This is a genomic window from Thioalkalivibrio sp. AKL8 (genome assembly GCF_000380525.1).
In the GTDB taxonomy this organism is placed as follows: Bacteria; Pseudomonadota; Gammaproteobacteria; order Ectothiorhodospirales; family Ectothiorhodospiraceae; genus Thioalkalivibrio; species Thioalkalivibrio versutus.
Window position 1 is genome coordinate 131,924 of record NZ_AQYF01000005.1, and the last position, 24,883, is coordinate 156,806.

Genomic DNA, 24,883 nt, shown 5'->3' on the forward strand with positions numbered 1-24,883 from the left:
GCTGGTAATCACCCGGATACCTGCCACACTCCATGGAGGGCGGTGTGCGGCCCTGGCGACCCGTTGTCCGGGGAAAACGATGCCAGTTATGAATGCGCCGGCGAGGCACAATATCTTCGTGGTCGGTCTGGACGACTTCCATCTGGGCCAGCTCCAGACCCTGCCCGGGGCGGAGGGTTATGCCTTCCACGCACTGTTCACACGCGAGGAGGTCAAGCCCTGCGCCCGGTTTCCGGTGCGTCGGATCCTGATCGAGGGTCGCGAACGGTTGAGCCAGTTTCCCGGCACGGTGGATGCCGTGGTCGGTTTCTGGGACTTTCCGGTCAGCACGATCCTGCCCCTCCTGCGCCAGGCCAGGGACCTGCCGGGGCCGACCCTGGAAAGCGTGCTGAAGTGCGAGCACAAGTACTGGAGCCGGCTTGAACAGGCCCGCGTTGCACCCGAACACATCCCGGCCTTCTGCGCGGTCAACCCGTTTGCCGACGATCCCCTGCGCGAGGTCACCCTGGATTTTCCGTTCTGGATCAAACCGGTGAAATCGGTGCTCTCCTACCTCGGCTTTCGCATCGGCGATGTGGACGACTTCCGGCGTGCCATGGAGCGGATCCGCAGGGAGATCGACCGCTTCGGCGAGCCCTTCAACCATGTCCTCGGACACGCGACGCTGCCCCCGGAGGTGGCCGCGATCGACGGCAATCACTGCATTGCCGAGGCGCTGATATCGGAGGGTCGCCAGTGCACGCTGGAAGGGTATGCCTGGCAGGGCGAGGTCCGGATCTACGGTGCCATCGACTCCCTGCGCGAGGGTGCAGCCGGCTCCTCGTTCTCCCGCTACCAGTACCCGTCCATCCTGCCGCAGACGGTACAGGCACGCATGGAGGAGATAGCGGACCGCGTGATCCGGCAGGTGGGCTATGACTGCGCCCCGTTCAACGTGGAGTTCTACTGGGACGAGGCCACGGACCGGATCTGGCTGCTGGAGATCAACACCCGCATCTCCAAGTCTCATGCCCCGCTGTTCCGGATGGTGGATGGCTGCTATCACCATCAGGTGATGATTGATCTGGGCTTGGGGCGCGCGCCGACGATGCCCCATCGCCAGGGGGCCTTCCGATGTGCGGCCAAATTCATGGTTCGCCGGTACCAGGATGCACGGGTCGTGCGGATGCCCACGCCGGCGGACATCGCGGCCGTCGAGGCCGAGTTCCCCGGTGTGGTCGTACAGATCGAAGTCGAGGAGGGCATGCTGCTGTCGCAGCTTTGTTATCAGGACAGCTACTCCTACGAGGTCGCTACCCTGTTTGTCGGGGCCGCGGACAACACCGAGCTGGAGCGAACCTATACGCGTGTGATGGAGCACCTGCCCATGGAGTTCGAACCCGTCGACGAGGCACAGCCATGAAAATCGTCCGCGACTTTCCCTACGCCGTGACGGTCGAGGAATACATCCCGATCCCGCTTGCTGACGGCACGCACCTGGCCGCCCGGTTGTGGCGCCCCGAAGGCGCCGAACAGCAAACCGTCCCCGCGATCCTGGAATACATCCCGTACCGACGGCGCGATTCCACCCGGCTGCGCGACGACGCGATGCATCACTACTTTGCCGGTCACGGCTACGCCTGTTTGCGGGTGGACCTGCGCGGGTCCGGTGACTCCGAGGGGGTGCTGGAGGACGAATACCTGCAGCAGGAACTGGACGACGGCGTGGAGGTTCTGCGCTGGATGGGTGAACAGCCCTGGTGCAACGGCAATGTGGGCATGATCGGCATCTCCTGGGGCGGCTTCAACGGCCTGCAGATCGCCGCGCTGCGGCCCCCGGAACTAAAGGCGGTGGTCAGCGTGTGCTCCACCGATGACCGCTATGCCGACGACGTCCATCACATGGGCGGCTGCCTGCTGGGGGACAACCTGTCCTGGGCCTCGACCATGTTTGCCTACAACTCCCTGCCGCCGGATCCGGAGATCGTGGGCGAACGCTGGCGCGAGATGTGGTTCCAGCGCCTGGAGGGCAGCGGGCTGTGGCTCGAGAAGTGGTTGCGCCACCAGCGCCGCGACGACTACTGGAAGCATGGCTCGATCTGCGAAGACTGGTCCGCGGTGCGAGCCCCGGTGATGGCGGTCAGTGGCTGGGCCGACGGCTACTCCAATGCGGTCTTTCGCCTGCTGGCCAACCTCCAGGGGCCGCGACTGGGTCTGGTCGGCCCCTGGAGCCACAAGTATCCGCATCAGGGTGTACCGGGCCCGGCCATCGGTTTCCTGCAGGAATGTCTGCGCTGGTGGGACCGCTGGCTGAAGGGTGAGCAGAACGGGATCATGGACGAACCCATGCTGAGGGTCTGGATGCAGGACAGCGTCCCGCCGACCACCCGCTACGAGGAGCGCCCTGGGCGCTGGGTAGGCGAACCACACTGGCCCTCGGCGAACGTGGAGTTCGAACCGTTGACCCTGGCCTGGCCGGGGAGGCTGGAGAGGGCATCGGCTGTCGCGCCGGAACGCGAAATGACCCTGCAGTCGCCGCTGAGCGTGGGCCTGTTTGCTGGCAAGTGGTGCTCGTATGCCGCGACCCCGGACCTGCCCCATGACCAGCGCGAAGAGGATGGCGGTGCCCTGGTGTTCACCAGCGCCCCGCTGGAAGAGCCCTTGGAGGTCCTCGGCGCCGCGATGCTGGAGCTGGAGTTGAGTGTCGACCAGCCCGTCGCAATGGTTGCGGCGCGGTTGTCCGATGTTGCCGCTGACGACAAGGCGACCCGCGTCACCTACGGGCTGCTCAACCTGACCCACCGCGAAGACGCCGAGACCCCGCAACCCCTGGAGCCCGGGAAAACCTACCGCGTCCGGGTCAAGTTCAACGACGTGGCCCAGCGCTTCCCGGTAGGCCATCGCATCCGGCTATCGCTGTCGACTTCGTATTTCCCGCTGGCATGGCCGGCGCCGCGGCCGGTGCGGCTGCGGCTCATGACGGGCGCGAGCCGTCTGCTTCTGCCCCGTCGCGCGCCGCGCGAAGACATGGATGCCCGAATCGCCTTCCCGCTCCCCGAGGGCGGGCCTCCCTCGACGGAAACCCATCAGCTAACGCCGCAGCTGCACAACTGGCGGGTCATTCGCGACCTGGCGGAGGACGAGTCGACTCTCGCGGTGACCAACGATGCGGGGACGGTACGGCTGGACGACCTGAACCTGGAGATGCAGCGGAAGGCGCTGGAGTGGTACAGCTACCAGGGTGACGACTTCAACTCGGTGCGTGGGGAGACCCTATGGGAACGCGGCTTCCGACGCGGCGACTGGGCGGTGCGCACGGTAACCCGAACGGTGCTTACCTCGAGCCCCACCGATTTCGAGATCCACGCCCAGCTGGATGCGTACGAGGGCGAGCGTCGCGTCTATGCCCGCAACTGGGACGTGAAGATCCCCCGCGACCTCGTCTGACAAAGCCACCAAGGGGGTTGGAGTCTGCCCGTGACAGCGCCCGATCCTGCGTTATGCTGGGCCCCCGCTGGTGCCATCGTCCGGTCTCGGGGGCGGTTCCATGGGGCACGCGCATCGTCGCTGCCCAGGGCCGGTTCCTCCCTCATGCGCAAACACCGGAACGAGGCATCGTTGGGAAACCCCTTGGGGACCTAGCGTGCGCAGGTACTACGCGAACCCCTATCCAACCTATGGATTAGAGAGAACGTTATGCGGGTCACCGTATTCAGTGTTCAGCAACACGATCGCGAGTTTCTGCTCCCTGCTTTTCAAGCGGCGGACATGAAGCCTCTCCTGCATGCCGAACGCCTGACCGCAGAGACGGTGCACCTTGCCACAGGGTCGGATGCGGTCTGCGTCTTTACCAACGATGACTTGCACCGGCGCGTGATCGACGGGCTCGCCGATCACGGGGTGCATGTGGTGGCGCTGCGCTGTTCCGGCTACGACAACCTGGATATCGACCGCGCCCGCGAGCGTGGCGTGCGCGTGGCCCGGGTGCCGGCCTATTCCCCGAACGCGATTGCGGAGCACGCCGTCGCCCTGCTGATGACGCTGAACCGGCGCGTTCACCTCGCCTGGGACCGCACGCGGCGAGGTGATTTTCGCCTCGATCACCTGACCGGATTCGATCTCGTTGGCCGCTCGGTGGGCATCGTCGGCACCGGCCGCATCGGCCAGGCCTTTGCGCGCATCATGCTGGGCTTCGGCTGCCGGGTGGCGGCGCACGACCCGTATCCGAACGCCGAGCTGCAGGCCGCGGGCGTCCAGTACCTCGAGCTGGATGCGCTGCTGGCGCAGTCCGAGGTGCTCAGCCTCAGCTGTCCACTGACCCGCGAGAACCGCCACATGATCAATGCCGAGACCCTGGCGCGGCTGCCGCGCGGGGCCTTCCTGATCAACACCGCCCGCGGGGCGCTGGTCGACACGGATGCGGCCGAGGCCGCGTTGGAGTCCGGTCAGCTCGGCGGGCTGGCGATGGATGTGTACGAGAACGAGGCCTCGCTGTTCTTCCGCGACTGGTCGCTGGCCGGGCTGCCCGATCGCCGCCTGGCGCGGCTGATGCAGCGCGACGACGTGCTGGTCACCGGCCACCAGGCCTTCCTGACTCGCGAGGCGCTGACCAACATCGCGGACCACACGGTGACCAACCTGCAGGTGCTGGCGGCCAATACCGAGGCTGCGGCTACCCTGGAGGGCCGAGTGGTTTGATCGGTGCCTTTCGCCTGGCCCAGCAGGCCAGGGTGCCTACAGCAGGAGCCGATACCCCGCACCGAGCGCGGCGCAGATGAGGATTAGCGGGATGATGCCCACCCGGAAACGGGCCAGGGCCATAAAGGCGGCGATCCCGAGCAGGGCCGAGAACCACTCGAAGGTGCCCTCGAAGCCGGCGGGCCACAGGACGTGCCAGGTGAAGAACACGGCCAGGTTCACGATCACCCCGACCACGGCGGCGGTAATGCCGGTCAGCGGGCCGGTGAAGTGCAGATCGCCCCGGGTGCGTTCGACCAGGGGCGCGCCCACCAGGATGAACAGGAACGACGGCAGGAAGGTGAAGAAGGTCGCGACCAGCGCCCCGAGCAAGGCGGCCAGCAGTACCTGATCCGGGCCGAGAAACGCCTGGGTCCAGCCGCCGATGAAGCCGACGAAGGTGACCACCATGATCAGCGGCCCCGGCGTGGCCTCGCCCAGCGCCAGCCCGTCGATCATCTGGGTCGGGCTCAGCCAGCCGTACGTCTCCACTCCGCCTTGATAGACATACGGCAGCACCGCGTAGGCCCCGCCGAAGGTCACCAACGCGGTCTGGGTGAAGAACTGGCCCATGCGGGTCAGCGTGGCGTCCCACCCAAATACCGCGAGCAGCATGCCGAAGACGGCGGCCCACAGGCCCAGGCCGACCAAGAGGAAGCGGAACACCCGCGACCAGCGAAACTGCATCCAGGGCGCGGGTGGGGTGTCGTCGTCCACCACGGCCGGCCCCGTGGCCTTGTGGCTGCCGGCGCTGTGCGATTCGCCGCTCCGGAAGCGTTCCGGCCAGACCCGGCTGCCCAGCCAGCCGAGCAGCCCCGCGGCGATGATGATGTACGGGAACGGGATGTTGAGCACAAAGATCGCCAGGAACGCCGCAACGGCCATCAGCCATAGCAGGCCGTTGTTCAACACGCGTCCGCCGATGCGCCAGCCGGCATAGACGATGATTGCGATCACCGCCGGCTTGATGCCGTAGAACACGGCCTCCACCGTGGGCACGTCGCCAAAGGCCAGGTACACCCAGGACAGCCCGGTGATCAGGACCAGCGAGGGCAGGATGAACAGCAGCCCCGCCATCAGGCCGCCGAAGGTGCCGTGCAGGAGCCAGCCGAGATAGGTCGCCAGCTGTTGCGCCTCCGGGCCGGGCAGGACCATCGCGTAGTTCAGCGCATGCAGGAAGCGGTTCTCGGAGACCCAGCGACGCCGTTCCACCAGCTCCTCGTGCATCATCCCGATTTGCCCGGCGGCACCCCCGAACGAGATGAAGCCGAGCTTGAGCCAGTAGCGAAAGGCTTCGCCCCGGGTCGGGGCGTCTGGTCGTTTATCCGAGGGCTCTGTCATCCGTCACGTCCGTTCGGATTGGGCAGCGCTTGTCCGAGCCCATCCGCGTTGTCCTTGATTGCAACAAAAAGGCCCGGCGCCTTGCGGGGCCGGGCCTTGGGGAGCGCATCGGGGTGCCCGAGGCGCGAGGGGTTCTTAGCCCTCGTTGTGGTAGCGGGTGATCCGCTCCACTTCGCTTTTCGCGCCCAGGACCACCGGCACGCGCTGGTGAATGCCCGTGGGGCTGATATCCATGATGCGCTCGCGACCGGTGGTGGAGGCGCCGCCGGCCTGCTCGATGATGAAGCTCATCGGGTTGGCCTCGTACATCAGGCGCAGCTTGCCGGCGGTGCCCTTGGCCTGCATCTTGGAGTCCATCGGGTACATGAACACGCCGCCGCGCGACAGGATGCGGTGCACCTCGGCGACCATGGAGGCCACCCAGCGCATGTTGAAGTCCTTGTCGCGGGCGCCTTCCTTGCCGGCCAGGCATTCGTCGATGTAGCGCTTGACCGGGGCCTCCCAGAAGCGGCTGTTGGACATGTTGATCGCGAATTCCTCGGTGTCTTCCGGGATCTGCACGCTGTCCTTGGTCAGCAGGAACTCGCCGAAGTCCTTGTCCAGGGTGAACATCTGCACGCCCTTGCCGGTGGTCAGCACCATCATGGTGGACGGGCCGTACAGGCAGTAGCCGGCGGCGATCTGCTTGGTGCCCGGCTGCAGGAAGTCCTCGGTCTTCGGATCGGAGACGCCTTCCGGCGCCTTCAGGATGGAGAAGATCGTGCCGACGGAGACGTTCACGTCGATGTTGGAGGAGCCGTCCAGCGGGTCGAACAGGACCAGGTAATGACCGCGCGGGGCGCCGGCCGGCATCTCGCAGATCTCGTCCATCTCCTCGGAGGCGAGGCCGGCGGCGTGGCCGTTGTGGCCCAGGGCCTCGATGAACACCTCGTTGGTGATGATGTCGAGCTTCTTCTGCGTCTCGCCCTGCACGTTCTCGGAGCCGGCGGAGCCGAGAACGCCGACCAGGTCACCCTTGTCGACGAGGTCGGAGATCTTCTTGCAGGCCACCGAGATATCGTTCAGCAGGCCGGTGAATTCGCCGGTCGCGCCCTGGATACCGCGCTGGGTCTCGATAATGTAGTTGGTCAAAGTCGTGCCGATATGCATGATGCAATCCTGATGGTGTTGTGAATCGGGTGACACCGCGCAATCGAGGTGCGTGAGCACCATGACGGGGCGAACGGCCCCGGTGCGCCGAGTGTCTTAACCGGCATAGTGTAGCAAAAGCACCCGGATGGGCCGATCCGACGGGTAGTTCATGGCTTGAGCGGGCTGGCACTTGTCGTGCATGGCATCCGGGGCTGTATCCACAAGGGAGATTCGCATGCCGCAAAACGCGCTGTACGCCCAGTCCGGCGGGGTTACCGCCGTCATCAACGCCAGCGCCTGGGGGGTGATCGAGGCGGTGCGCGCCCATCCGGCCCATTTCGGCAAGATCTATGCGGCGCGCGACGGCATCCTCGGTGTCCTGCGCGAGGAGATCATCGATCTGGATCAGGAGGACCCGCTGACCCTCGCGGCCCTGCGTCATACCCCCGGCGGGGCGTTCGGCTCCTGCCGTTTCGACCTGGGCGATCCCGACAAGGATCCGGAACAGTACGAACGCCTGGTCGAGGTCTTCCGCGCCCATGACATCGGCACCTTCTTCTACAACGGCGGCGGCGGTTCCATGGATACCGCGCTGAAGATCGCCAGGATGGGGGATCGCATGGGCTTCCCGATCAAGGCGATCGGCGTGCCCAAGACGATCGACAACGATCTCGCCGTGACCGACTCCAGCCCCGGGTTCGGCTCCGCCGCCAAGTTCATCGCCACGGTCGTGCGCGAGGCCAGTCTGGATGTCGAGTCCATGCACACCAGTTCCACCAAGGTGTTCGTGCTCGAGGTAATGGGTCGGCATGCGGGCTGGCTGGCGGCCGCCGCCGCGCTGGCACAGGAGTTCGACGGCCAGCCGCCGATGCTGATCCTGTTCGCCGAGACCCCGTTTGACCAGGACGACTTTCTCGAGCACCTGAACCGGACCATCGAGCGTCACGGCTACTGTGTGGTGGTGGTCTCCGAGGGTCTGAAGAATCCGGATGGCACCCTGTTCTCGGTGGCACAAAGCCATGATGTGTATGCCTACACCCAGCTGGGCGGCGCCGCCCCGCGCCTGGCCGAGCTGATCCGCGAACAGACCGGACACAAGCTGCACTGGGCGGTGGTCGACTATATCCAGCGCTCCGCGCGGCATATCGCGTCGAAGGTGGACGTGGAGCAGGCCTATGCCTGTGGCCGTGCGGCGGTGGAGGGCGTGGTGGCCGGCGAGGATGCCTTCATGCCGATCATCCGCCGCGATTCCAACGATCCCTACCGCTGGAGTATCGGTTTTACCCCGCTGGAGACCGTGGCCGACGTCGAGCAGGGCATGCCGCGCGAGTACATCACCCCGGACGGCTACGGCATCACCCAGGCCGCGCGCGATTACCTGCGCCCGCTGATCCAGGGCGAGGACGCCCCGCCGTTCGACCAGGGCCTGCCCTGCTACCCGCGCATCCGGGGCGAATTGCTGCCCAAGCGTTGCCCTCCGTTCGAGGTCAAGACCGACTAGTCGTTTCCGGGCGAGTGGGCGTCGGCGTCCAGCCAGGCCCGCTGGAAGGCGAAAAACTGCCGGGCGACTCTGTCCGCCTCGTCGACGCGCAGATAGTCCGCGTGTTCGGCCGATGCACAACGCGCACAGACGAAGGTGATGCCCTCACAAAGGCTGGTGCAGCACGGGGTGTTGTCCGTGCGGCGCGGCCGGTAATGCACCCACACGGAGGCCGTATCCGCAACCGCGGTGGGCCCGGATTCCAGGCTGAGCGCCGCACCGCAGTGGCTGCAAGCCGCCTCGAGCCGGCTATGCGCGCCGCTCAGCATCGGGATGGCCAGCGCGTCGACGGCGCACATCGCGGCGACTGGACCGCGCCCGGCGACGCTGACCGTGATCCGCCCCGGTGCGGCGCTGTACGGGTAGCAGCCCAGACCCTGGGCCTGATGGGCCACGGCATCCAGCGCGGCCAGTCGCTCCAGCGCGCGGATATCCAGCTCCCGGGCCTCTGGTGGCCGTCCGCGCTGGCGCCAGTGTTCCAGGACTTCGAGATAGGCGGCGCGCACGGCTTCGGGGGCATCCCGCAGGCGCTGTTCCAGCGGGAAGTCGCCGCGCAGGCGTCCCAGGGCGGCGGTCACGTGCGCCGGCCTCATGACGAGGCGCAGCAGCCGCCCGGGCCCTCCTGCTGAATGGGCGGACAGGGCACGGTGCCGTAGGAGCAGAACACGCAGCAGTCTCCTGGAATCGGCCGGAGCAGGGCCCCGCAGCCGGTGCATTCGTAGAACCACTGGCAGGCGTCGGTGGGCATCGTTTCCGTCTTCTGGTGCCCGCATTCCGGGCAGGTCAGGGTCGAATCGGGCACGATCTCGTTCATATGCGTTTCAGCTCGGTTTGCGAGGATGGGAGCCAACGACCGGGGCTGGCGGGAAAAACCCCGCCAGACAACCGGAATCGGCACAAACGCCGTCTGGCCAGCGTCTATTCTCTGCCAAGCCCGCGCAAGACGGGCCCACAACCGGATCCCGGATGGAGGAAATCATGTACTCGCGCATTCTCAATCGCACCCTCGCCCTGACCGCTGCCAGTGTGCTGGCCGCCGCGTTTGTCGCGCCCGGCCAGGTCGCGGCCCAGGGCGCCTACTTTGCCCCGGCGGACGGTTCGCCGGACGAGGTCGCCTTCGAATACCGCATGCACGAATACGGCTGCGCCAATGTGCGCGGACAGTGGCGCGCGACCAACAACACGGATGACTGGCTGGAAGTCCGGGTCACCAAGACCGCCTACAACTGCCCCGGAGAGCTGGAAGACGACGTGCGCACGACGACCCGCCTGTGGCGCACGCTGGGTCCGGGCGAGACCCAGGAGCGCACGCGCGACAACTCCGTGTGCGGCGGGGCCTGGGCGCGTGGTGTCGAGGTCCTGGAGTACGAGATCAAGGTGGTCGACGCCCCCGACGAAAGCTGACAGACGTGTGAAACCGGCCGCGATTTTCGTTTGCGGCCGGTCAATTCGCGGTTCTGGCGGGCTACACTTCTAACAACCGTTCACCGATTTCAAGGAGTCTGCCCATGAGCGTTCATTCGTTCCGTCGAGTTCTGTCCGCACCCGCGGCACTGCTGGTCGCGCTGGCCCTGACCCTGCTGCCCGCCACCCCGGCATTCGCCGATGTCGGCATGCTGGATACCGGCAGCATGATCCAGCAGGCCAGCGCGGACGACACCCGCGCCCAGTTGCTGGAACAGCTCAATGACGCCGAGGTTCGCGCGCAGCTGATCGAGATGGGGGTTGATCCCGAGCGCGCCGAGCAGCGTGTGGCCCGCCTGACCGACGACGAACTGGCGCAGCTGGAGGCGCACATGGAGACCGACCCGGCCGGCGCGGCCAGCGTCCTGGGTGTGGTCGCCATCGTGTTCGTGGTGTTCGTGATCCTGGATGCGGTGGGTGTGACCGACATCTTCTCGTTTGTCGGACCGTCCCGCTAAGCCACGCCCTGCATGGGGTCCATCTCGACGCGGCGAGTTACGGGGTTTCTCGCGCTCGCCGCGCTTCTCTGGCTGACCGGTTGTGCCACCGCGCCGCAGAGCGCGGGTCTGGCGAGCGAGCGTCCGACGGACCTGCCGGCGCGCGTCGAACTGGCTGACACGCCGTTCTTTCCCCAGGAGCAATACCAGTGCGGCCCCGCCGCGCTGGCCACGGCGTTGAATGCCCGGGGGATCGACGCCGCGCTGGATGATCTGATCGAGGAGGTTTACATCCCCGCCCGCGCGGGCAGCCTGCAGACCGAGATGCGCGCGGCGGTGCGCGCGCGCGACCAGGTGGCCTACCGTATCGAGCCCCAACTGGAGGCGATCCTGCGCGAGGTGGCGGCGGGCAACCCGGTAGTGGTGTTTCAGAACCTCGGGGTGGCCCTGATCCCGGAATGGCACTTTGCGGTGGTTATCGGATACGACCTGGAGGATCGGGAGATCTTCCTGCGCAGCGGCCCGATCCAGCGCCACGTGAATTCCTTCGCCCGCTTCGAGCGCACCTGGGCGCGGGGTGAGCGCTGGGCCTTCCTTGTGATGTCCCCCGATACCCTGCCGGCCACCGCCCAGCCGCTGCGCTGGCTGCGTGCGGTCAACGAACTGGAACAGACCGGGCGCTTTGCGGCGGCGGCCACGGGCTACGAAACCGCCATGGACCGCTGGCCCGATGAACCGATCCCCTACGTGGGTCGCGCCAACGTGGCCTTTGCCCAGGGCGATCTGCCGGCGGCGGAGAATGCCCTGCGGGCGCTGGTCGAGCGCGATCCGGCCCGCCACGAGGGCTGGAACAACCTCGCGCACGTGCTGATCGCTCGCGAGTGCGGCGAGCAGGCACGCGAGGCCGCGAGCTGTGCGGCCGATCTGGCGGGACCGGGAGCGTATGCGCGCACCCTGGGCGCTGCGGCGGAGGCTCCGGACGGCGGCGCCGAGTGTCGAGCCCTGCCGCCCTGTGCCGTGGCGACCGAGGCACGCGCGCGGTAAGACCGCACGGCTTCCGTCATCGCGAGTCGCGAAGCCCGCGGCGATCGGCAGGGTGTGGATGACCGCGCACCGCTCGCAGGGACAGTCCCTGTTGCGTTAGGTCGAGCGTTTTTCCAGGGCCTGTTCGGCGTGCTTGAGCACCAGGCCCAGGTTCTGCTTCTCCACGTCCGTGACCTGCGGGTCATTCTTTACCGCTTGACGCAGGTGTTCCACCAATTGCGCCAGTTCGTCGCGCGAGATCTGATGGAAGTTGAAGCCGCCGCCGTAGCGGGACTCGAGCTGGTCCCAGTAGTCGGCAAGCGGGGGGCGGTAGTCGTCACTCATCGGGCTGTCCTTAGTTTGGTGCGGGCGCGGCGTGCGCGAAAGGCATTTTGTCTGTTCGCGGTGCTTGCGGTCTAATGGGGGCTTTCCTGACCGGCCTTTCGCCCATGTCCGTTACTGCCATCTATCCTGGCACCTTCGACCCGATCACCCACGGTCACACGGACATCGTGCGGCGTGCGGCACGGTTGTTCGATCGCGTGGTAGTCGCGGTGGCCGCCAGTCCCAACAAGGGCCCGGCCTTCCCGCTGGAGACCCGCGTGGCCCTGGCCGAGCAGGCGGTAGGTGACATCCCCGGCGTGGAGGTGCAGGGCTTCGATGTCCTGCTCGCGCACTTTGTTCATGCGCAGCAGGCCAACGTGATCCTGCGCGGATTGCGGGCGGTGTCCGACTTTGAACATGAATTCCAGCTCGCAGCGATGAACCGACAGCTTGCGCCGGAGGTCGAAACGCTGTTTCTGACGCCAGCGGAGGAGTACAGCTTCGTCTCCTCCAGTCTGGTACGGGAAATCGCCCGATTGGGCGGCGACGTCTCAAAATTCGTTAGCCCCGGTGTGGCGCGCATGCTGGCCGAACAAAACGGCGCAGCACGCTAGCCGGGCCCCGCCACTGGATACGAGGAACGGCCCATGGCCCTGATGATCACCGACGAATGCATCAACTGCGATGTCTGCGAGCCCGAGTGCCCGAATGAGGCCATCTACCCGGGGGACGAGATCTACGAGATCGACCCCGCCCTGTGCACCGAATGTGTCGGCCATTTCGACGAGCCGCAGTGCCAGCAGGTCTGCCCGGTGGACTGCATCCCGCTGGATCCCGATCACAAGGAGACCCGCGAGCAGCTGACGGCCAAGTACGACGCCCTGATGGCCGCGAAGTAGGCCGCGACATGGATTGGCGTCGCCCGCTCCTGCACTGCACGGTCCTCGTCACCCTGTCGCTGGCGGCGCCGCTGGCGCTGGCCGGGCCGGGGCAGCACGCAGTGGCGAGCGCGCATCCGGCCGCCACCGAGGCGGGCGAGGCCGTGCTGCGCGACGGCGGCAACGCCTTCGATGCCGCCGTCGCGATTACCGCCGCCCTGGGTGTAGCCGAGCCCTACGGCTCCGGGCTCGGGGGCGGCGGGTTCTTCCTGCTGTACGAGGCATCCTCCGACCGCAGCGTGATGCTCGATGCCCGCGAGACCGCCCCGGCCGCGGCCGACCGCGACATGTATCTGGATGCCGACGGCGAGGTGATCGACGGCTTGTCGCTGGATGGCGTGCTTGGCGCCGGCATCCCCGGCATGCCCGCTGGCATGGATCACCTGGCGCGGGAATACGGACGCCTTTCGCTGGCCGACAGCCTGGCCCCGGCGATCCGTCTGGCCGAGGACGGTGTTCCGGTCAGCGGCCGCTACCTGCAGATGGCGGGCTTTCGTCATCAGGCCCTGCGCGACGGGGCTGACGCACGAGACATTTACCTTGAGGCGGGTCGCCTGCCGGACGAAGGCGCGATTCTGCGCCAGCCGGACTTGGCCGTGACCCTTCGGCGCCTGGCGGACGAAGGCCGTGATGGTTTCTATACCGGTGATCTGGCCGAGCGCCTGGTCGCCGGCGTGCGCGAGGCCGGCGGTATCTGGACTCTGGACGACCTGGCGGGGTACGCGGTCGTCGAGCGCGACCCCGTGCGTCTGGACTATCTTGGCGCCACGATCACCACCGCCTCGCCGCCATCTTCCGGCGGGGTCGCGCTCGGCCAGATCCTGAACATCCTGGCGTTCTACGACCTCGAGGCACTGGCGCCGGACATGCGCGTCCACCTGACCATCGAGGCGATGCGCCGCGCCTATCGTGATCGCGCCGAGTACCTGGGCGATCCGGACCATGTGGATATGCCGCTGAAGCGGCTGCTGTCGCGCGAATACGCGGCCGGTCTGCGCGCTACCATCCATCCCGACACGGCCACCCCCAGCCGCTACCTGCCGCTGTCAGTGGAGCCGCAGCCCGAGGTTCCGGGCTCGGCCGCGGCCGAGAGTCGCGAGACGACGCACTTTTCCGTGATCGACGCCGAGGGCAACCGGGTCGCGGCCACGCTGACGCTGAACTACCCGTTTGGGTCCGGCTACGTGGTGCCCGGGACGGGCGTGCTGCTGAACAACGAGATGGACGACTTCTCGGCCAAGCCGGGCGAGCCCAACGCCTATGGCCTGGTCGGTTTCGAGGCCAATGCCATCGCGCCGCAGCGCCGCCCGTTGTCGAGCATGAGCCCGACCTTCGTCGAGACCCAGGATCGCGTGGCGATCCTGGGCACGCCGGGTGGCAGCCGCATCATTACCATGGTCCTGCACGGCGTGTTCGGCGTGCTCGAGGGGCAATCCATCGAGGAGGTCGTCGCGGCGCCTCGCTATCACCACCAGTATTTGCCCGATCGGGTGGAACACGAAACCGGGGCGTTCGATGCCGAACTGCGTGGCCAGCTGGTCTCGCGAGGGCATCAGCTGGTGCCGCAGGTGCGTCCGTTCGGTGACATGAACGCCATCCTGTGGGAGCGCGGGGCGGGTCGCCTGGAGGCGGCTTCCGATCCGCGCGGCGAGGGCGAGGCGCGGGTGTTCCAGCCCTGAAGACGCGCTGGTGGACGCGCGCACAGGGGGCGCGCGAATGAATCAGCGTATCCCTGGCCTTCACGAATTGCGCCCACACAAAAAGCCGCACCCCGAGATCGGGGAGCGGCTTTTTCGATTCACTGCAACCGCCGGGCCGGCAGTACCGGCCCGGAACCCGGGGGCTTAGCCCTGGGCCAGATCGCGGATGCGGGCGTTCAGGCGGCTCTTGTGGCGAGCCGCCTTGTTGCGGTGAATCAGGCCCTTGCTCACGGTCTTGTCGATCACCGGAACGGCCTCTTTGTAGGCCTCGGCGGCCGCCTGGGCATCGCCCTTGTGCAGCGGCTTCAGCACGGCCTTCATGGCCGTGCGGAAACGGGAGCGCAGCCCCATGTTGTGGGCGCGGTTCTTGACCGCCTGACGGGCCCGCTTACGGGCAGAAGCAATATTTGCCAAAGTACTTCCCTCGCGTTAAATCGCTAGGTTCTGGAAAGGCGGCAGAGCATACCCCCGGAGCACTCCAGCGTCAACCGGGTCGTGCGCGTGATGGGGATGGCCTGGGGCCGTCCATGCGTCTACTGTAGAAGAAAGAAAGCCATTCAAAGGAGAACAGGATGAATCGATTCAACCAGACCCTTCGGGCCGCACCGGCGACAGCATCGGGCATGGCCCTGCTGTTCGTGGCGCTCCTGCTGGCCAGCATTGCCTTCATGCCGCAGGCCAAGGCCTTCGAGCCGGAGGCCAAGGTCGTCTATCACGCCGACTTTGCCGACCCGCGCCGCTTCTCCGCGATGCTGACCAGCATCAACAATATGATGACGCATTACCAGAACGAGTTTATCGATGCCGACGTGCGCATCGTGTTCGTGGCGCACGGCATCCGCTTCCTGACCGATGACGACCTGGCTGATACCCCGTTCGAGGCCGACGAGGAGCTCAAGGAAGAGCGCGACACCCTGCGTGGGCGCCTGATGAGCCTCGCCAGCACCCACGGCGTGAAGCTCGAGCTGTGCGAGATCACCCGTTCGCAGATCGGACTGGACGAGGACCTGATCTATGACCACGTCACCTTCGTGCCCTCGGGTGTGGTGCGCGTGGCCGAGCTGCAGAACGAGGAAGGCTTCGCCTACATCAAGATCGAGTAAGGGTCTTCCGCATGCTTGACCCGAAGCCCCGCCTCGGCGGGGCTTTTTCGTGTCTCCACGAAGGTCCGGAGACGGCCAGGGGTGGGTGCGATACTGGGGCATCGCGGACAGGGTGCGCCGGCCTTGCGCAATACCCCCTCGAGTCCTTTTTCTCCGTGCCCTTCGTGGTGCAAGCAGGCCGTGTCGGGCGTGCCCGTTCAGTCGTGGATTACAGGACTTCGAGCTTGGCGAAGCTCAGCACCAGCCACTTGGAGCCGGCGTGGGCGAAGTTCACCTGGACCCGGGCCGAGTTGCCGGAACCCTCGAACTGGGTGATCAGCCCCTCGCCGAACTTCGCGTGGTGCACCCGTGCGCCGATCGCCAGGCCCGCCGCGGAGGCCTCGGCGGCCTGCGCATCCATGGCCCCGAAGCCCGCCGTCTTGTTCCGGGCCGCGGCAAAGCGGCCCGCGCCATACGGCGAGGCCTGCGGGCGCAGCACTTCCAGCGCGCCCTCGGGGATCTCGTTGATGAAGCGCGAGGCGACGTTGTAGGACTCGCGTCCATACAGCCGCCGCGTCTCGGCATGGATCAGGTACAGCTCCTGTTCGGCGCGGGTCATGCCGACATAGGCCAGGCGGCGCTCCTCCTCCAGTCGCCCCGGCTCCTCCAGCGAGCGGGCGTTGGGGAACAGCCCCTCTTCCATGCCGGTCAGGAAGACCAGCGGAAACTCCAGGCCCTTGGCCGAGTGCAGGGTCATCATCTGCACCGCGTCCTCGTGCGGGTCGGCCGCACCCTCGCCGGCCTCCAGTGCCGCGTGGGCGAGGAATTCGGTCAGGCGATTGCCCTCGCCTTCCTCGCTCTCGGCGGTGCTGCTCATGTCGAAGGCGCGCGCGGCCCCTACCAGCTCGTCCAGGTTTTCCAGCCGTGCCTCGCCACGCTCGCCCTTTTCCTTTTTGTAGTGCTCGCGCAATTGCGCGCGCTCGATTGCCTGTTCCACCTGATCGGCCAGCGGCTGGCGCGGGAGCTCCTGCTGCAGGGTGCGGACCAGCTGCACGAACCCGGCGACCGCGGTGCGCGCGCGTCCGGGCAGGGCGTCGGCGTCCACCGCGTGAGTGGCGGCCTGCAGCAGGCTGGTGTCGGCTGCCTGGGCGGCCTGGCGCAGGCCCTCCAGGGTCTTCTCGCCGATCCCGCGCGGGGGCTGGTTGACCACGCGCAGGAAGGCGGCATCGTCATCGCCGTTGCCGGCCAGGCGCAGGTAGGCCAGGGCATCGCGGATCTCCTGGCGCTCGAAGAAGCGCAGGCCGCCGTAGACCCGGTAGGGCATGCGCCGGCCGATGAAGGTCTCTTCCAGCACGCGTGACTGGGCATTGGAGCGATACAGCACCGCGCACTCGCGGTACAGCCCGCCCTGGTCCACGTGGCGGGCGATGGTCTCGGCGATGAAGCGCGCCTCTTCCTGCTCGTTCAGCGCGGTGTACAGGCGGACCGGTGCGCCTTCGTGGCCCTCGGTCCACAGCTCCTTGCCCAGACGGCCCGAGTTGTGCCGGATCAGGGCGTTGGCCGCGTTCAGGATGTTGGCGCTGGAGCGGTAGTTCTGCTCCAGGCGCACGACCTGGGTGCCCGGGTAGTCCTTCTGGAAGTGCTGGATGTTCTCGATCTTCGCGCCGCGCCAGCCGTAGATCGACTGGTCGTCGTCGCCCACGGCGAATACCGGGCTGTCCCCGGCGAGCAGGCGCAGCCAGCCGTACTGGATGTCGTTGGTGTCCTGGAATTCGTCGACCAGCACGTGGCGAAAGCGCGTGCGGTAGTGCTCCAGCAGGGCCTTGTTGTCGCGCAGCAATTCCAGCGAGCGCAGCATCAGCTCGGCGAAGTCCACCACACCGGCGCGCTCGCAGGCCTGCTGGTAGGTGGTGTAGACGCGTACCCACTGGCGGGCGACCGGGTCGCCGGTATCCGGCAGGTGTTCCGGGCGCGAGCCCTCGTCCTTGCGCGCGTTGATGTACCACTGCGCCTGCTTGGGCGGCCAGCGCGACTCGTCCAGCTCCAGGGCGCGCAGCACGCGCTTGACCATGCGCAGCTGGTCATCGGAGTCGAGGATCTGGAAGGCCTGCGGCAGCTTCGCCTCCTGCCAGTGCTGGCGCAGCAGGCGGTGGGCGAGGCCATGGAAGGTCCCGACCCACAGCCCGGTGGCCGGGTGCCCCAGCAGCGACTCGATGCGCCCGCGCATCTCGGCCGCCGCCTTGTTGGTGAAAGTGACCGCCAGCAGGCTGTGCGGGGCCACGCCCTCGACGCCAATCAGCCAGGCGATGCGGTGCACCAGCACGCGGGTCTTGCCGGAGCCGGCGCCGGCCAGGACCAGCACCGGATGCGGCGGGGCGGCCACGGCCTCGCGCTGGGCCGGGTTGAGGGAATCGAGCAGGGGGGAGACATCCATGCGCGAATGGTAGGGAAACCCGGCCGGAATCGCACGTTCCGCATGCGGGCCGTGTGCCTTCGCCCGCGCAAACGCGCTACCCTCGGAGGCAGCCTTCAAGAAGACGCTGATTCATCGACTCCGCGCGGGAACCTCGCGCGCCGATCAGGTCCCAAAGGCCGACGCATCAGGAATGGGAAGAGACCGCGAATGAACGAGATGCCATCCCGGCACCGGCTGGACAGCCCCGTATCCGGGCAGGAGCTGCACCCGGATAACCTCGCTTTCGCCGAGGATCTGCTGGAGCGCTACCAGGACGAGCCCGATTCCGTCCCGCCGGCCTGGGCCGATTACTTCCGCTCGCTGGAAGGGGCGCCGCGCCCGGAACGCCGCCGGCGCTCCACCGATCGTCCGGATCTGGCCCATGAACAGCTGCAGATCCGCGTGCTGCAGTTCATCAATGCCTACCGCTACCTCGGTCACTTTGGCGCCCGTCTGGATCCTCTGGAGCGCGAACCGCCGGAGCCACCGCGCGAGCTGAGCCGCGAGCATCACGGCCTCGACCAGGTCGGCCCCGATGTCACCTTTGATCCGGGCTCGCTGTTCATCGACGGGCGGGTTTCGCTGGATACGATCGAACGGGTGCTGAAGGAGACCTACTGCGCCGGCATCGGCGCGGAATACATGCACCTGATGGCCACCGACGAGAAGCGCTGGCTGCAGGAGCGTCTGGAATCGGCCCATGGCCACTTCGGTTTCGATGACGACACCCGCCTGGCGATCCTCGAGCGTCTGACCGCGGCCGAGGGTCTGGAGCGCTATCTGCATCGGCGCTATGTCGGGCAGAAGCGCTTCTCGCTGGAAGGCGCGGAGAGCCTGATCCCGCTGCTGAATGCCCTGATCCAGCGGGGCGGCGCGCGCGGGCTGCAGGAGTTCGTGGTCGGCATGGCACACCGCGGACGCCTCAACGTGCTGGTCAACCTGTTCGGCAAGTCCCCGGAGGAGCTGGCCAACGAGTTCGAGGGGCGTCCGCGCGACGACCGTGGCACCGGCGACGTGAAATACCACATGGGTTTCTCCTCGGACCTGGATACCCCGGGCGGTCGGGTGCATCTGGCGCTGGCCTTCAATCCCTCGCACCTGGAGATCGTCACCCCGGTGGTGGAGGGTTCGGTGCGGGCGCGCCAGGTGCGTATCGGCGATCGCAAGGGCAACCGGGTGATGCCGGTGGTGATCCATGGCGATGCCGCCTTTGCCGGGCAGGGCGTGGTCATGGAGACCCTGAACATGTCCCAGACCCGGGGCTTCTCCACCAAGGGCACCGTGCATGTGGTGGTGAACAACCAGATCGGTTTCACGACTTCGACCCTGAAGGACGCTCGTTCGACGCATTACGCCACGGATGTCGCCAAGATGGTGAACGCGCCCATCCTGCATGTGAATGGCGATGATCCCGAGGCCGTGGTGTTCATCACCCAGATCGCGCTGGACTACCGCATGCGCTTCGGCAAGGACGTGGTCATCGATCTCGTCTGCTACCGCCGCCAGGGCCACAACGAGGCCGACGAGCCGGCCGCGACGCAGCCGCATATGTATCGTCGTATCCGCGACCTGCCGACGACCCGCGAGCGTTACGCCAGACGCCTGATCCGCGAGGGCCTGACGACCGAAGACGCACAGGAGCAAGCGCTGGAGGACTATCGCGGCCGACTGGATGCCGGCCAGCCGGTGGCGCTGTCGTTGCTGCGCGAGCGCAACAGCCATGCCGGATCCTCGACCAACTGGGGCCCCTATCTGAACCAGACCTGGGACCAGGATGTGGACACCGGCGCCCCCGCCGACCGTCTGGCGCGCACCCTCGAGCAGCTTTCCACCCCGCCGGAGGGTTTCCGACTGAACGACCGCGTGCAGAAGATCCTGGATGCCCGCGTGGCCATGGCGCGCGGCGAGCAGCCGCTGGACTGGGGTGCGGCCGAGACCCTGGCCTACGGCGCGCTGATCCAGGACGGCTACCGCATTCGCCTGTCCGGGCAGGACTCCAGCCGGGGCACCTTCTTCCACCGCCATGCGGTCCTGCACGACCAGGAGACCGGCAAGGCCATCGTCCCGCTGCGGCGCCTGGATCCGGACCACCCGCGTTTCCTGGTGATCGATTCGCTGTTGTCCGAGGAGGGCGTGCTCGCCTTCGAATACGGCTATGCCACTGCCGCGCCCGAGGCTCTGGTGGTCTGGGAGGCGCAGTTCGGCGACTTCGTGAACGGCGCTCAGGTGGTGATCGACCAGTTCATCTCCTCCGGCGAGCAGAAGTGGGGGCGCCTGTCCGGCCTGACCCTGTTGCTGCCCCACGGCTACGAGGGGCAGGGGCCGGAGCACTCCTCGGCCCGCCCGGAGCGCTTCCTGCAACTGGCGGCGCAGGAGAACATGCAGGTCTGCGTGCCCACTACGCCGGCGCAGATGTTTCACCTGCTGCGCCGGCAGATGCTGCGGCCCTATCGCAAGCCACTGATCGTGATGACCCCGAAGAGCCTTTTGCGCCACAAGGACGCGGTCTCCGACCTCGATGCGCTGGCGACGGGCCAGTACCAGACGGTCATCGACGACGCCCGTATCGAGGATCCCGGCAAGGTGAAGCGCGTGCTGATGACCAGTGGGCGCATCTTCTACGATCTGGCCGCGCGCCAGGCCGAGGGCGAGCACGCGGATACGGCGATCCTGCGCCTGGAGCAGTGTTACCCCTTCCCCGAGGCGCGCCTGACCGAATTGCTGGGGCGTTATCCGGAGGCGGATGAATTCGTCTGGGTCCAGGATGAACCGGAGAACCAGGGTTACCTGGAGTTTGTCGCCCCGCGTATCAACCCGCTGCTGGCGGTGCGTGGCCAGACCCTGCACGCCGTCGCGAGACCCCCGGCCGCCGCGCCCGCCGTCGGTTACCCCGAGGTGCACAAGGCGCAGCTGAAAGATCTGCTCGAGCGCGCGTTCGGGCCGATCAGCTCGCGTGACACGCCGCACCCCACGCCCTGAACATTCGATAAAGACGCACAGAACAAGGAAGCGAGATGGCATCCGATCGCACCCCGATCCAGGTCCCGGAACTCCCCGAGTCGGTCGCCGATGCGACTGTGATCGCCCTGCACAAAAAGGCTGGTGACGCCGTCAAGCGCGACGAGCTGATCGCCGAGCTGGAGACCGACAAGGTGGTCCTCGAGGTGTCGGCCCCCAGTGCGGGCACCCTGGTCGAGCTCTCCGCCAACGAGGGTGATGTGGTCAAGGCCGACGCGATCCTGGGTTATCTGGGTCCCGCCGAAGCCGTCCCGGAGGACCCGGACGAAGAGACCGAGGATGAGGCAGCGCCTTCCAGGGCATCGACAGCCACGGAGGGCGGCAAGCCAGCGTCTGTTGCAACGGGGGATCGGGAAGGGAAACCGGTCGCTGCCTCCTCACCCGAGCCCGCGCCGTCCGGGGCCGAGAACGGAGCGGCCGGTAGCCCGCCGCCGCCCACGCCGGCCGTGCGGCGCCTGCTGCAGGAAGCCGGCCTGCGTCCGGAGGATGTCGAGGGCACCGGCGACGACGGGCGCATCCAGCGTGCCGATGTGGAGCGTGCGTGCAGCGATCGCAGCGCGCCCGCGGCTTCTTCGAAGCCATCGGGTTCCGTCGGGGCGGCGCGACCCCAGGGGCATGCGGCCGACCCCGGAGACCGCGCCGAGCGCATCGAGCGTGTGCCGATGACCCGCCTGCGGGCGCGCATCGCGGAACGGCTGCTGGAGGCGAAGCAGACCACCGCGATGCTGACCACCTTCAACGAGGTCGACATGTCCGCGGCGATGGCCCTGCGTAGCCGCTACAAGGAGCCCTTCGAGAAGCGCCATTCCATCAAGCTCGGCTTCATGGGCCTGTTCGTGGCCGCGGCCAGCCGCGCGCTCGAGCGCTTCCCGGTCGTCAATGCCGCACTGGATGGCGAAGAGATCGTTTATCACCACTACAGCGACATCGGCATTGCAGTCTCCTCCTCGCGCGGACTGGTGGTGCCGGTCCTGCGCGATACCGGAAACGCCTCCATCGCCGAGATCGAGCGGCGTATCCGCGACTACGCCGAGCGTGCCCGCGACGGCAAGCTGGATATCGACGAGCTGCGCGGTGGCACCTTCACCATCACCAACGGGGGCGTGTTCGGTTCGTTGTTCTCCACGCCGATCCTGAATCCGCCGCAGAGCGCGATCCTCGGCATGCACGCGATCAAGGAACGCCCGGTCGCGGTGGACGGCGAGGTCGTCGTCCGGCCGATGATGTACGTCGCCCTGTCCTACGACCACCGCCTGGTCGACGGTGCCGAGGCGGTGCAGTTCCTGGTCGCCATCAAGGAAGCCATCGAGGACCCGGCACGGTTGCTGCTCGACGTTTGACCCTGTGAGGTGGAGTGGTGGCGTCAGGGCTGCGACTCAAGCCGCATCCCACGTGACGGCTGGCTCAGTCGTCCGTGACGGGACGGCGCCGGGGGCCGGGGCGCAGGCTGAACAGCAGCACGCCGGCGCCGATCAGCGCGAGCGGCCAGGCCGGCCAGGCAAGCCCCTGCCAGGCGGTGACCTCCAGCTGCGTGGCCAGCCCCGCGAGGGCCAGCAGGGCCACACCCGCCCAGCCCTCGTTGCGGCGGCGGGACTGGCGCCTCAGCCCGTTTTCCAGCTCGAGGATCTGGCGGCGTAGCGCGGCGTCGCGCTCGGCCCGCTGTTCCTCCACGGTCAGGGCCTTCTCCAGGTGCATCGGCAGTTCCGGCAGGTGCGCCAGCAGGCGCGGCAGGTGTTGCTGCGCGTTGCGGATGAATGCGCGCACGCCCATGCGTTCGTGCATCCATTTTTCGATGAACGGCTTGGCGGTGGTCCACAGGTCCAACTGGGGGTAGAGCTGGCGGCCCAGGCCCTCGATGTTCAGCAGGGTCTTCTGCAGCAGCACCAGCTGCGGCTGGACCTCCATGTTGAACCGCCGAGCGGTCTGGAACAGGCGCAACAGGACCTGACCGAAGGAGATCTCGTCCAGCGGACGCTGGAAGATCGGTTCGCACACGGTGCGGATCGCCGCCTCGAACTCGTCGACGCGGGTGTCCTTCGGGACCCAGCCGGATTCCACGTGCAGTTCGGCCACGCGGCGGTAATCGCGGTTGAAGAAGGCGTGGAAGTTCTCGGCCAGATAGCGCTGGTCGGAGTCCAGCAGCGAGCCGACGATGCCGAAGTCCACGGCCAGGTAGGTCGGGTCGTCCGGGTGGGTGGCATCGACGAAGATGTTGCCCGGGTGCATGTCGGCGTGGAAGAAGTTGTGCTGGAACACCTGGGTGAAGAAGATCTCCACCCCGCGTTCGGCCAGCAGCTTCAGGTCCACGTTGCGTTCGCGCAGGGCGGCCACATCGGCCACCGGGAGGCCGCCGATGCGCTCCATCACCAGTACGCTGCGGCGGGTGTAATCCCAGATGATCTCCGGGATGTAGAGGAGGTGGCTGTCCTCGAAGTTGCGGTGGATCGCGGCGGCGTTCGCGCCCTCGCGGATCAGGTCCAGTTCGTCGGTGATGGTCTTTTCGTATTCGTCCACCACCTCGCGCGGGCGCAGGCGCTTGGCCTCGGACCAGTAGCGGTCCGCCAGGTCCGCGATCAGGTGCATGACCTCGAGATCCGCACGGATGGTCTTGAGGATGCCGGGGCGCACCACCTTCACGACCACCTCGCGCCCGTCCTGCAGCGTGGCCGCGTGCACCTGGGCGATGGAGGCCGAGGCGATCGGCGTGTCCTCGAAGGCGGCGAAGGCGATCTCGATCGGGCGTTCCAGCTCGGCCTCGATCACGGCGCGCGCCTGGTCACTGGGGAACGGCGGCACCCGGTCCTGCAGGCGCGCAAGCTCGATCGCGATGTCGTCCGGCAGCAGGTCGCGCCGGGTGGAGAGCATCTGCCCGAACTTGATGAAGATCGGGCCCAGGTCCTCCAGTGCGCGGCGGATGCGCTCGCCGCGCGTGCCCTCGGTGCGGCGGAACCAGTTCCAGGGGGCGAGATAGAGCAGGAAGCTGAGCGGGCGCAGCGGCTTCAGCGTGAACAGGATGACGTCCAGGCGATAGCGCACCAGGACCCGCGCAATGGTCCACAGCCGCAGGCCCCGGTACAGCGCGCGGCGCATCAGGCCTGCCGGTCGTCAGGTGCGGAGGCCGATGCCTCCAGACGACGCAGCCGCGCATCCAGCCGGGCGACGTCGTCGCGCAGCGTGGCTACGTCTTCGGCGAAGGCCTCGAACGCGCCGCCGGCCGGTAGCCACTCGAGCTCGTCGCGCAGGTAGTCGGCCGTGTCCTCGGCGGAGCGCCGGCCCAGGTGCCGCAGGCTGTCGCGCGCCTGGTCCAGCAGATGCCGCAGCGGCCCGGCCGCTCCGGCGCCGGCAAAGCGTTCGAACAGATCTTCCCAGTCGATACCGGCATCGCGCAGTGCATGTTGCAGGTCGGAGAGCACGGTCGCATCCCCGGTAATGCTCAACCCGGAGCGGTCGTCACGTGCCATCGCCGCGGCCAGCGACAGCGGCGAGCCCTTCAGCTGCACGTCCACTGGCTCCTCGACGCCGCCTGTAACCTGCAGCCGGTCGGCGGCCCCGACCAGCGACAGCGCGAGCCCCGGTGGCTCGATCACGATGGCGATCGCACGCCCGGCCAGCCGCGCCCGGTCCTTCTCCGGAGCGCTGGCCAGGTGTTCGTTCAGTGTGGCCTCGATCAGGGCCGCGAACGGACTGGGCAGGGCGAAGGGTTCGGCCATGAAA

The 24,883-nt window shown here is 67.3% G+C and carries 22 protein-coding genes; 13 read left to right on the plus strand and 9 right to left on the minus strand.

The genetic code is table 11. From position 1 onward, the window contains the following. Window positions 1-88 precede the first annotated feature (88 nt). From G335_RS0103655 to G335_RS0103665, 3 genes are all read left to right on the plus strand, one after another. The gene (locus tag G335_RS0103655; RefSeq protein WP_018175950.1) at window positions 89-1,402 is read left to right on the plus strand and encodes an ATP-grasp domain-containing protein; all 1,314 of its coding nucleotides are present in this window, start codon (window positions 89-91) and stop codon (window positions 1,400-1,402) included. Beyond that, a complete protein-coding gene (locus G335_RS0103660) occupies window positions 1,399-3,426 on the plus strand; it encodes a CocE/NonD family hydrolase (protein ID WP_018168844.1) in 2,028 nt (675 codons plus the stop codon). Before G335_RS0103655 ends, G335_RS0103660 begins: the two co-directional genes overlap by 4 nt. Window positions 3,427-3,675: 249 nt before the next feature. Then, the gene (locus G335_RS0103665; protein ID WP_018175951.1) at window positions 3,676-4,677 is read left to right on the plus strand and encodes a 2-hydroxyacid dehydrogenase; all 1,002 of its coding nucleotides are present in this window, start codon (window positions 3,676-3,678) and stop codon (window positions 4,675-4,677) included. 36 nt (window positions 4,678-4,713) lie between these two features. On the opposite strand, the gene chrA is transcribed toward G335_RS0103665, so the two are convergent. Both chrA and G335_RS0103675 read right to left on the minus strand, forming a co-directional pair. After that, window positions 4,714-6,057: a chromate efflux transporter gene (chrA, locus tag G335_RS0103670; RefSeq protein ID WP_018175952.1), complete on the minus strand. Its 1,344-nt coding sequence runs from the start codon at window positions 6,055-6,057 to the stop codon at window positions 4,714-4,716. Between the two features lie 135 nt (window positions 6,058-6,192). Beyond that, window positions 6,193-7,206, minus strand: a complete 1,014-nt coding sequence (locus G335_RS0103675) for a class 1 fructose-bisphosphatase (protein WP_018175953.1) — start codon at window positions 7,204-7,206, stop codon at window positions 6,193-6,195. Window positions 7,207-7,423: 217 nt separating this feature from the next. Between G335_RS0103675 and G335_RS0103680 the strand changes: the two genes are divergently transcribed. Further along, window positions 7,424-8,689 (plus strand): 6-phosphofructokinase, encoded by a 1,266-nt coding sequence (locus G335_RS0103680; RefSeq protein WP_018175954.1) that lies wholly within the window; start codon window positions 7,424-7,426, stop codon window positions 8,687-8,689. Here G335_RS0103680 and merB read toward each other — a convergent pair. Both merB and G335_RS0103690 read right to left on the minus strand, forming a co-directional pair. After that, window positions 8,686-9,321, minus strand: a complete 636-nt coding sequence (merB, locus tag G335_RS0103685) for an organomercurial lyase (protein WP_018175955.1) — start codon at window positions 9,319-9,321, stop codon at window positions 8,686-8,688. The genes G335_RS0103680 and merB overlap by 4 nt on opposite strands. Continuing rightward, window positions 9,318-9,542, minus strand: a complete 225-nt coding sequence (locus tag G335_RS0103690) for a GDCCVxC domain-containing (seleno)protein (protein ID WP_018175956.1) — start codon at window positions 9,540-9,542, stop codon at window positions 9,318-9,320. Before G335_RS0103690 ends, merB begins: the two co-directional genes overlap by 4 nt. A 152-nt stretch (window positions 9,543-9,694) precedes the next feature. Here G335_RS0103690 and G335_RS0103695 point away from each other — a divergent pair, with 152 nt between their 5' ends. From G335_RS0103695 to G335_RS0103705, 3 genes are all read left to right on the plus strand, one after another. Then, window positions 9,695-10,132, plus strand: a complete 438-nt coding sequence (locus G335_RS0103695; protein ID WP_018145016.1) for a hypothetical protein — start codon at window positions 9,695-9,697, stop codon at window positions 10,130-10,132. Between the two features lie 104 nt (window positions 10,133-10,236). Further along, window positions 10,237-10,650 carry a PA2779 family protein gene (locus G335_RS0103700; protein WP_018145017.1) on the plus strand — a complete coding sequence of 138 codons (414 nt, stop codon included), beginning with the start codon at window positions 10,237-10,239 and terminating at the stop codon, window positions 10,648-10,650. A gap of 12 nt (window positions 10,651-10,662) precedes the next feature. Continuing rightward, window positions 10,663-11,673 (plus strand): PA2778 family cysteine peptidase, encoded by a 1,011-nt coding sequence (locus tag G335_RS0103705; protein WP_018175957.1) that lies wholly within the window; start codon window positions 10,663-10,665, stop codon window positions 11,671-11,673. Window positions 11,674-11,769: 96 nt separating this feature from the next. Here G335_RS0103705 and G335_RS0103710 read toward each other — a convergent pair whose 3' ends face one another. After that, window positions 11,770-11,997 carry a hypothetical protein gene (locus G335_RS0103710; protein WP_018168855.1) on the minus strand — a complete coding sequence of 76 codons (228 nt, stop codon included), beginning with the start codon at window positions 11,995-11,997 and terminating at the stop codon, window positions 11,770-11,772. 104 nt (window positions 11,998-12,101) lie between these two features. Here G335_RS0103710 and coaD point away from each other — a divergent pair, with 104 nt between their 5' ends. The 3 genes from coaD to ggt are packed head-to-tail and all read left to right on the plus strand — an operon-like array spanning window position 12,102 to window position 14,593. Further along, window positions 12,102-12,590 carry a pantetheine-phosphate adenylyltransferase gene (gene coaD / locus G335_RS0103715; RefSeq protein WP_018145020.1) on the plus strand — a complete coding sequence of 163 codons (489 nt, stop codon included), beginning with the start codon at window positions 12,102-12,104 and terminating at the stop codon, window positions 12,588-12,590. A gap of 33 nt (window positions 12,591-12,623) precedes the next feature. Beyond that, window positions 12,624-12,875 carry a YfhL family 4Fe-4S dicluster ferredoxin gene (locus G335_RS0103720; RefSeq protein ID WP_018168857.1) on the plus strand — a complete coding sequence of 84 codons (252 nt, stop codon included), beginning with the start codon at window positions 12,624-12,626 and terminating at the stop codon, window positions 12,873-12,875. An 8-nt stretch (window positions 12,876-12,883) separates the two neighbouring features. After that, complete coding sequence (ggt, locus tag G335_RS0103725) at window positions 12,884-14,593, plus strand: gamma-glutamyltransferase (RefSeq protein WP_018175958.1); 1,710 nt, start codon at window positions 12,884-12,886, stop codon at window positions 14,591-14,593. A 165-nt stretch (window positions 14,594-14,758) separates the two neighbouring features. Here ggt and rpsT read toward each other — a convergent pair whose 3' ends face one another. After that, window positions 14,759-15,028: a 30S ribosomal protein S20 gene (gene rpsT / locus G335_RS0103730; RefSeq protein ID WP_019612252.1), complete on the minus strand. Its 270-nt coding sequence runs from the start codon at window positions 15,026-15,028 to the stop codon at window positions 14,759-14,761. 158 nt (window positions 15,029-15,186) lie between these two features. On the opposite strand from rpsT, the gene G335_RS0103735 reads away from it, so the two are divergent. After that, complete coding sequence (locus tag G335_RS0103735; protein ID WP_018168859.1) at window positions 15,187-15,717, plus strand: DsrE family protein; 531 nt, start codon at window positions 15,187-15,189, stop codon at window positions 15,715-15,717. A 208-nt stretch (window positions 15,718-15,925) separates the two neighbouring features. On the opposite strand, the gene uvrD is transcribed toward G335_RS0103735, so the two are convergent. Further along, window positions 15,926-18,130 carry a DNA helicase II gene (gene uvrD, locus G335_RS0103740; RefSeq protein ID WP_038038012.1) on the minus strand — a complete coding sequence of 735 codons (2,205 nt, stop codon included), beginning with the start codon at window positions 18,128-18,130 and terminating at the stop codon, window positions 15,926-15,928. Window positions 18,131-18,319: 189 nt separating this feature from the next. Here uvrD and G335_RS0103745 point away from each other — a divergent pair, with 189 nt between their 5' ends. Together G335_RS0103745 and odhB are read left to right on the plus strand one after the other, a co-directional pair. Beyond that, a complete protein-coding gene (locus G335_RS0103745; protein WP_018168861.1) occupies window positions 18,320-21,130 on the plus strand; it encodes a 2-oxoglutarate dehydrogenase E1 component in 2,811 nt (936 codons plus the stop codon). 35 nt (window positions 21,131-21,165) lie between these two features. After that, window positions 21,166-22,509 (plus strand): 2-oxoglutarate dehydrogenase complex dihydrolipoyllysine-residue succinyltransferase, encoded by a 1,344-nt coding sequence (gene odhB, locus G335_RS0103750; protein WP_018175960.1) that lies wholly within the window; start codon window positions 21,166-21,168, stop codon window positions 22,507-22,509. A 64-nt stretch (window positions 22,510-22,573) separates the two neighbouring features. Here odhB and ubiB read toward each other — a convergent pair whose 3' ends face one another. Both ubiB and G335_RS0103760 read right to left on the minus strand, forming a co-directional pair. Next, window positions 22,574-24,259 (minus strand): ubiquinone biosynthesis regulatory protein kinase UbiB, encoded by a 1,686-nt coding sequence (ubiB, locus tag G335_RS0103755; protein WP_018168863.1) that lies wholly within the window; start codon window positions 24,257-24,259, stop codon window positions 22,574-22,576. Next, entirely contained in the window at window positions 24,259-24,879 is a 621-nt protein-coding gene (locus G335_RS0103760) for an SCP2 domain-containing protein (protein WP_018168864.1), read from the minus strand. The genes ubiB and G335_RS0103760 overlap by 1 nt, the downstream gene beginning before the upstream one ends. Window positions 24,880-24,883: the final 4 nt, after the last annotated feature.

Coding starts and splice junctions, on each gene's coding strand:
- G335_RS0103655 (WP_018175950.1), top strand. CDS start 89: ATGAATGCGCCGGCGAGGCACAATATCTTCGTGGTCGGTCTGGACGAC.
- G335_RS0103660 (WP_018168844.1), top strand. CDS start 1,399: ATGAAAATCGTCCGCGACTTTCCCTACGCCGTGACGGTCGAGGAATAC.
- G335_RS0103665 (WP_018175951.1), top strand. CDS start 3,676: ATGCGGGTCACCGTATTCAGTGTTCAGCAACACGATCGCGAGTTTCTG.
- chrA (WP_018175952.1), bottom strand. CDS start 6,057: ATGACAGAGCCCTCGGATAAACGACCAGACGCCCCGACCCGGGGCGAA.
- G335_RS0103675 (WP_018175953.1), bottom strand. CDS start 7,206: ATGCATATCGGCACGACTTTGACCAACTACATTATCGAGACCCAGCGC.
- G335_RS0103680 (WP_018175954.1), top strand. CDS start 7,424: ATGCCGCAAAACGCGCTGTACGCCCAGTCCGGCGGGGTTACCGCCGTC.
- merB (WP_018175955.1), bottom strand. CDS start 9,321: ATGAGGCCGGCGCACGTGACCGCCGCCCTGGGACGCCTGCGCGGCGAC.
- G335_RS0103690 (WP_018175956.1), bottom strand. CDS start 9,542: ATGAACGAGATCGTGCCCGATTCGACCCTGACCTGCCCGGAATGCGGG.
- G335_RS0103695 (WP_018145016.1), top strand. CDS start 9,695: ATGGAGGAAATCATGTACTCGCGCATTCTCAATCGCACCCTCGCCCTG.
- G335_RS0103700 (WP_018145017.1), top strand. CDS start 10,237: ATGAGCGTTCATTCGTTCCGTCGAGTTCTGTCCGCACCCGCGGCACTG.
- G335_RS0103705 (WP_018175957.1), top strand. CDS start 10,663: ATGGGGTCCATCTCGACGCGGCGAGTTACGGGGTTTCTCGCGCTCGCC.
- G335_RS0103710 (WP_018168855.1), bottom strand. CDS start 11,997: ATGAGTGACGACTACCGCCCCCCGCTTGCCGACTACTGGGACCAGCTC.
- coaD (WP_018145020.1), top strand. CDS start 12,102: ATGTCCGTTACTGCCATCTATCCTGGCACCTTCGACCCGATCACCCAC.
- G335_RS0103720 (WP_018168857.1), top strand. CDS start 12,624: ATGGCCCTGATGATCACCGACGAATGCATCAACTGCGATGTCTGCGAG.
- ggt (WP_018175958.1), top strand. CDS start 12,884: ATGGATTGGCGTCGCCCGCTCCTGCACTGCACGGTCCTCGTCACCCTG.
- G335_RS0103735 (WP_018168859.1), top strand. CDS start 15,187: ATGAATCGATTCAACCAGACCCTTCGGGCCGCACCGGCGACAGCATCG.
- uvrD (WP_038038012.1), bottom strand. CDS start 18,130: ATGGATGTCTCCCCCCTGCTCGATTCCCTCAACCCGGCCCAGCGCGAG.
- G335_RS0103745 (WP_018168861.1), top strand. CDS start 18,320: ATGAACGAGATGCCATCCCGGCACCGGCTGGACAGCCCCGTATCCGGG.
- odhB (WP_018175960.1), top strand. CDS start 21,166: ATGGCATCCGATCGCACCCCGATCCAGGTCCCGGAACTCCCCGAGTCG.
- ubiB (WP_018168863.1), bottom strand. CDS start 24,259: ATGCGCCGCGCGCTGTACCGGGGCCTGCGGCTGTGGACCATTGCGCGG.
- G335_RS0103760 (WP_018168864.1), bottom strand. CDS start 24,879: ATGGCCGAACCCTTCGCCCTGCCCAGTCCGTTCGCGGCCCTGATCGAG.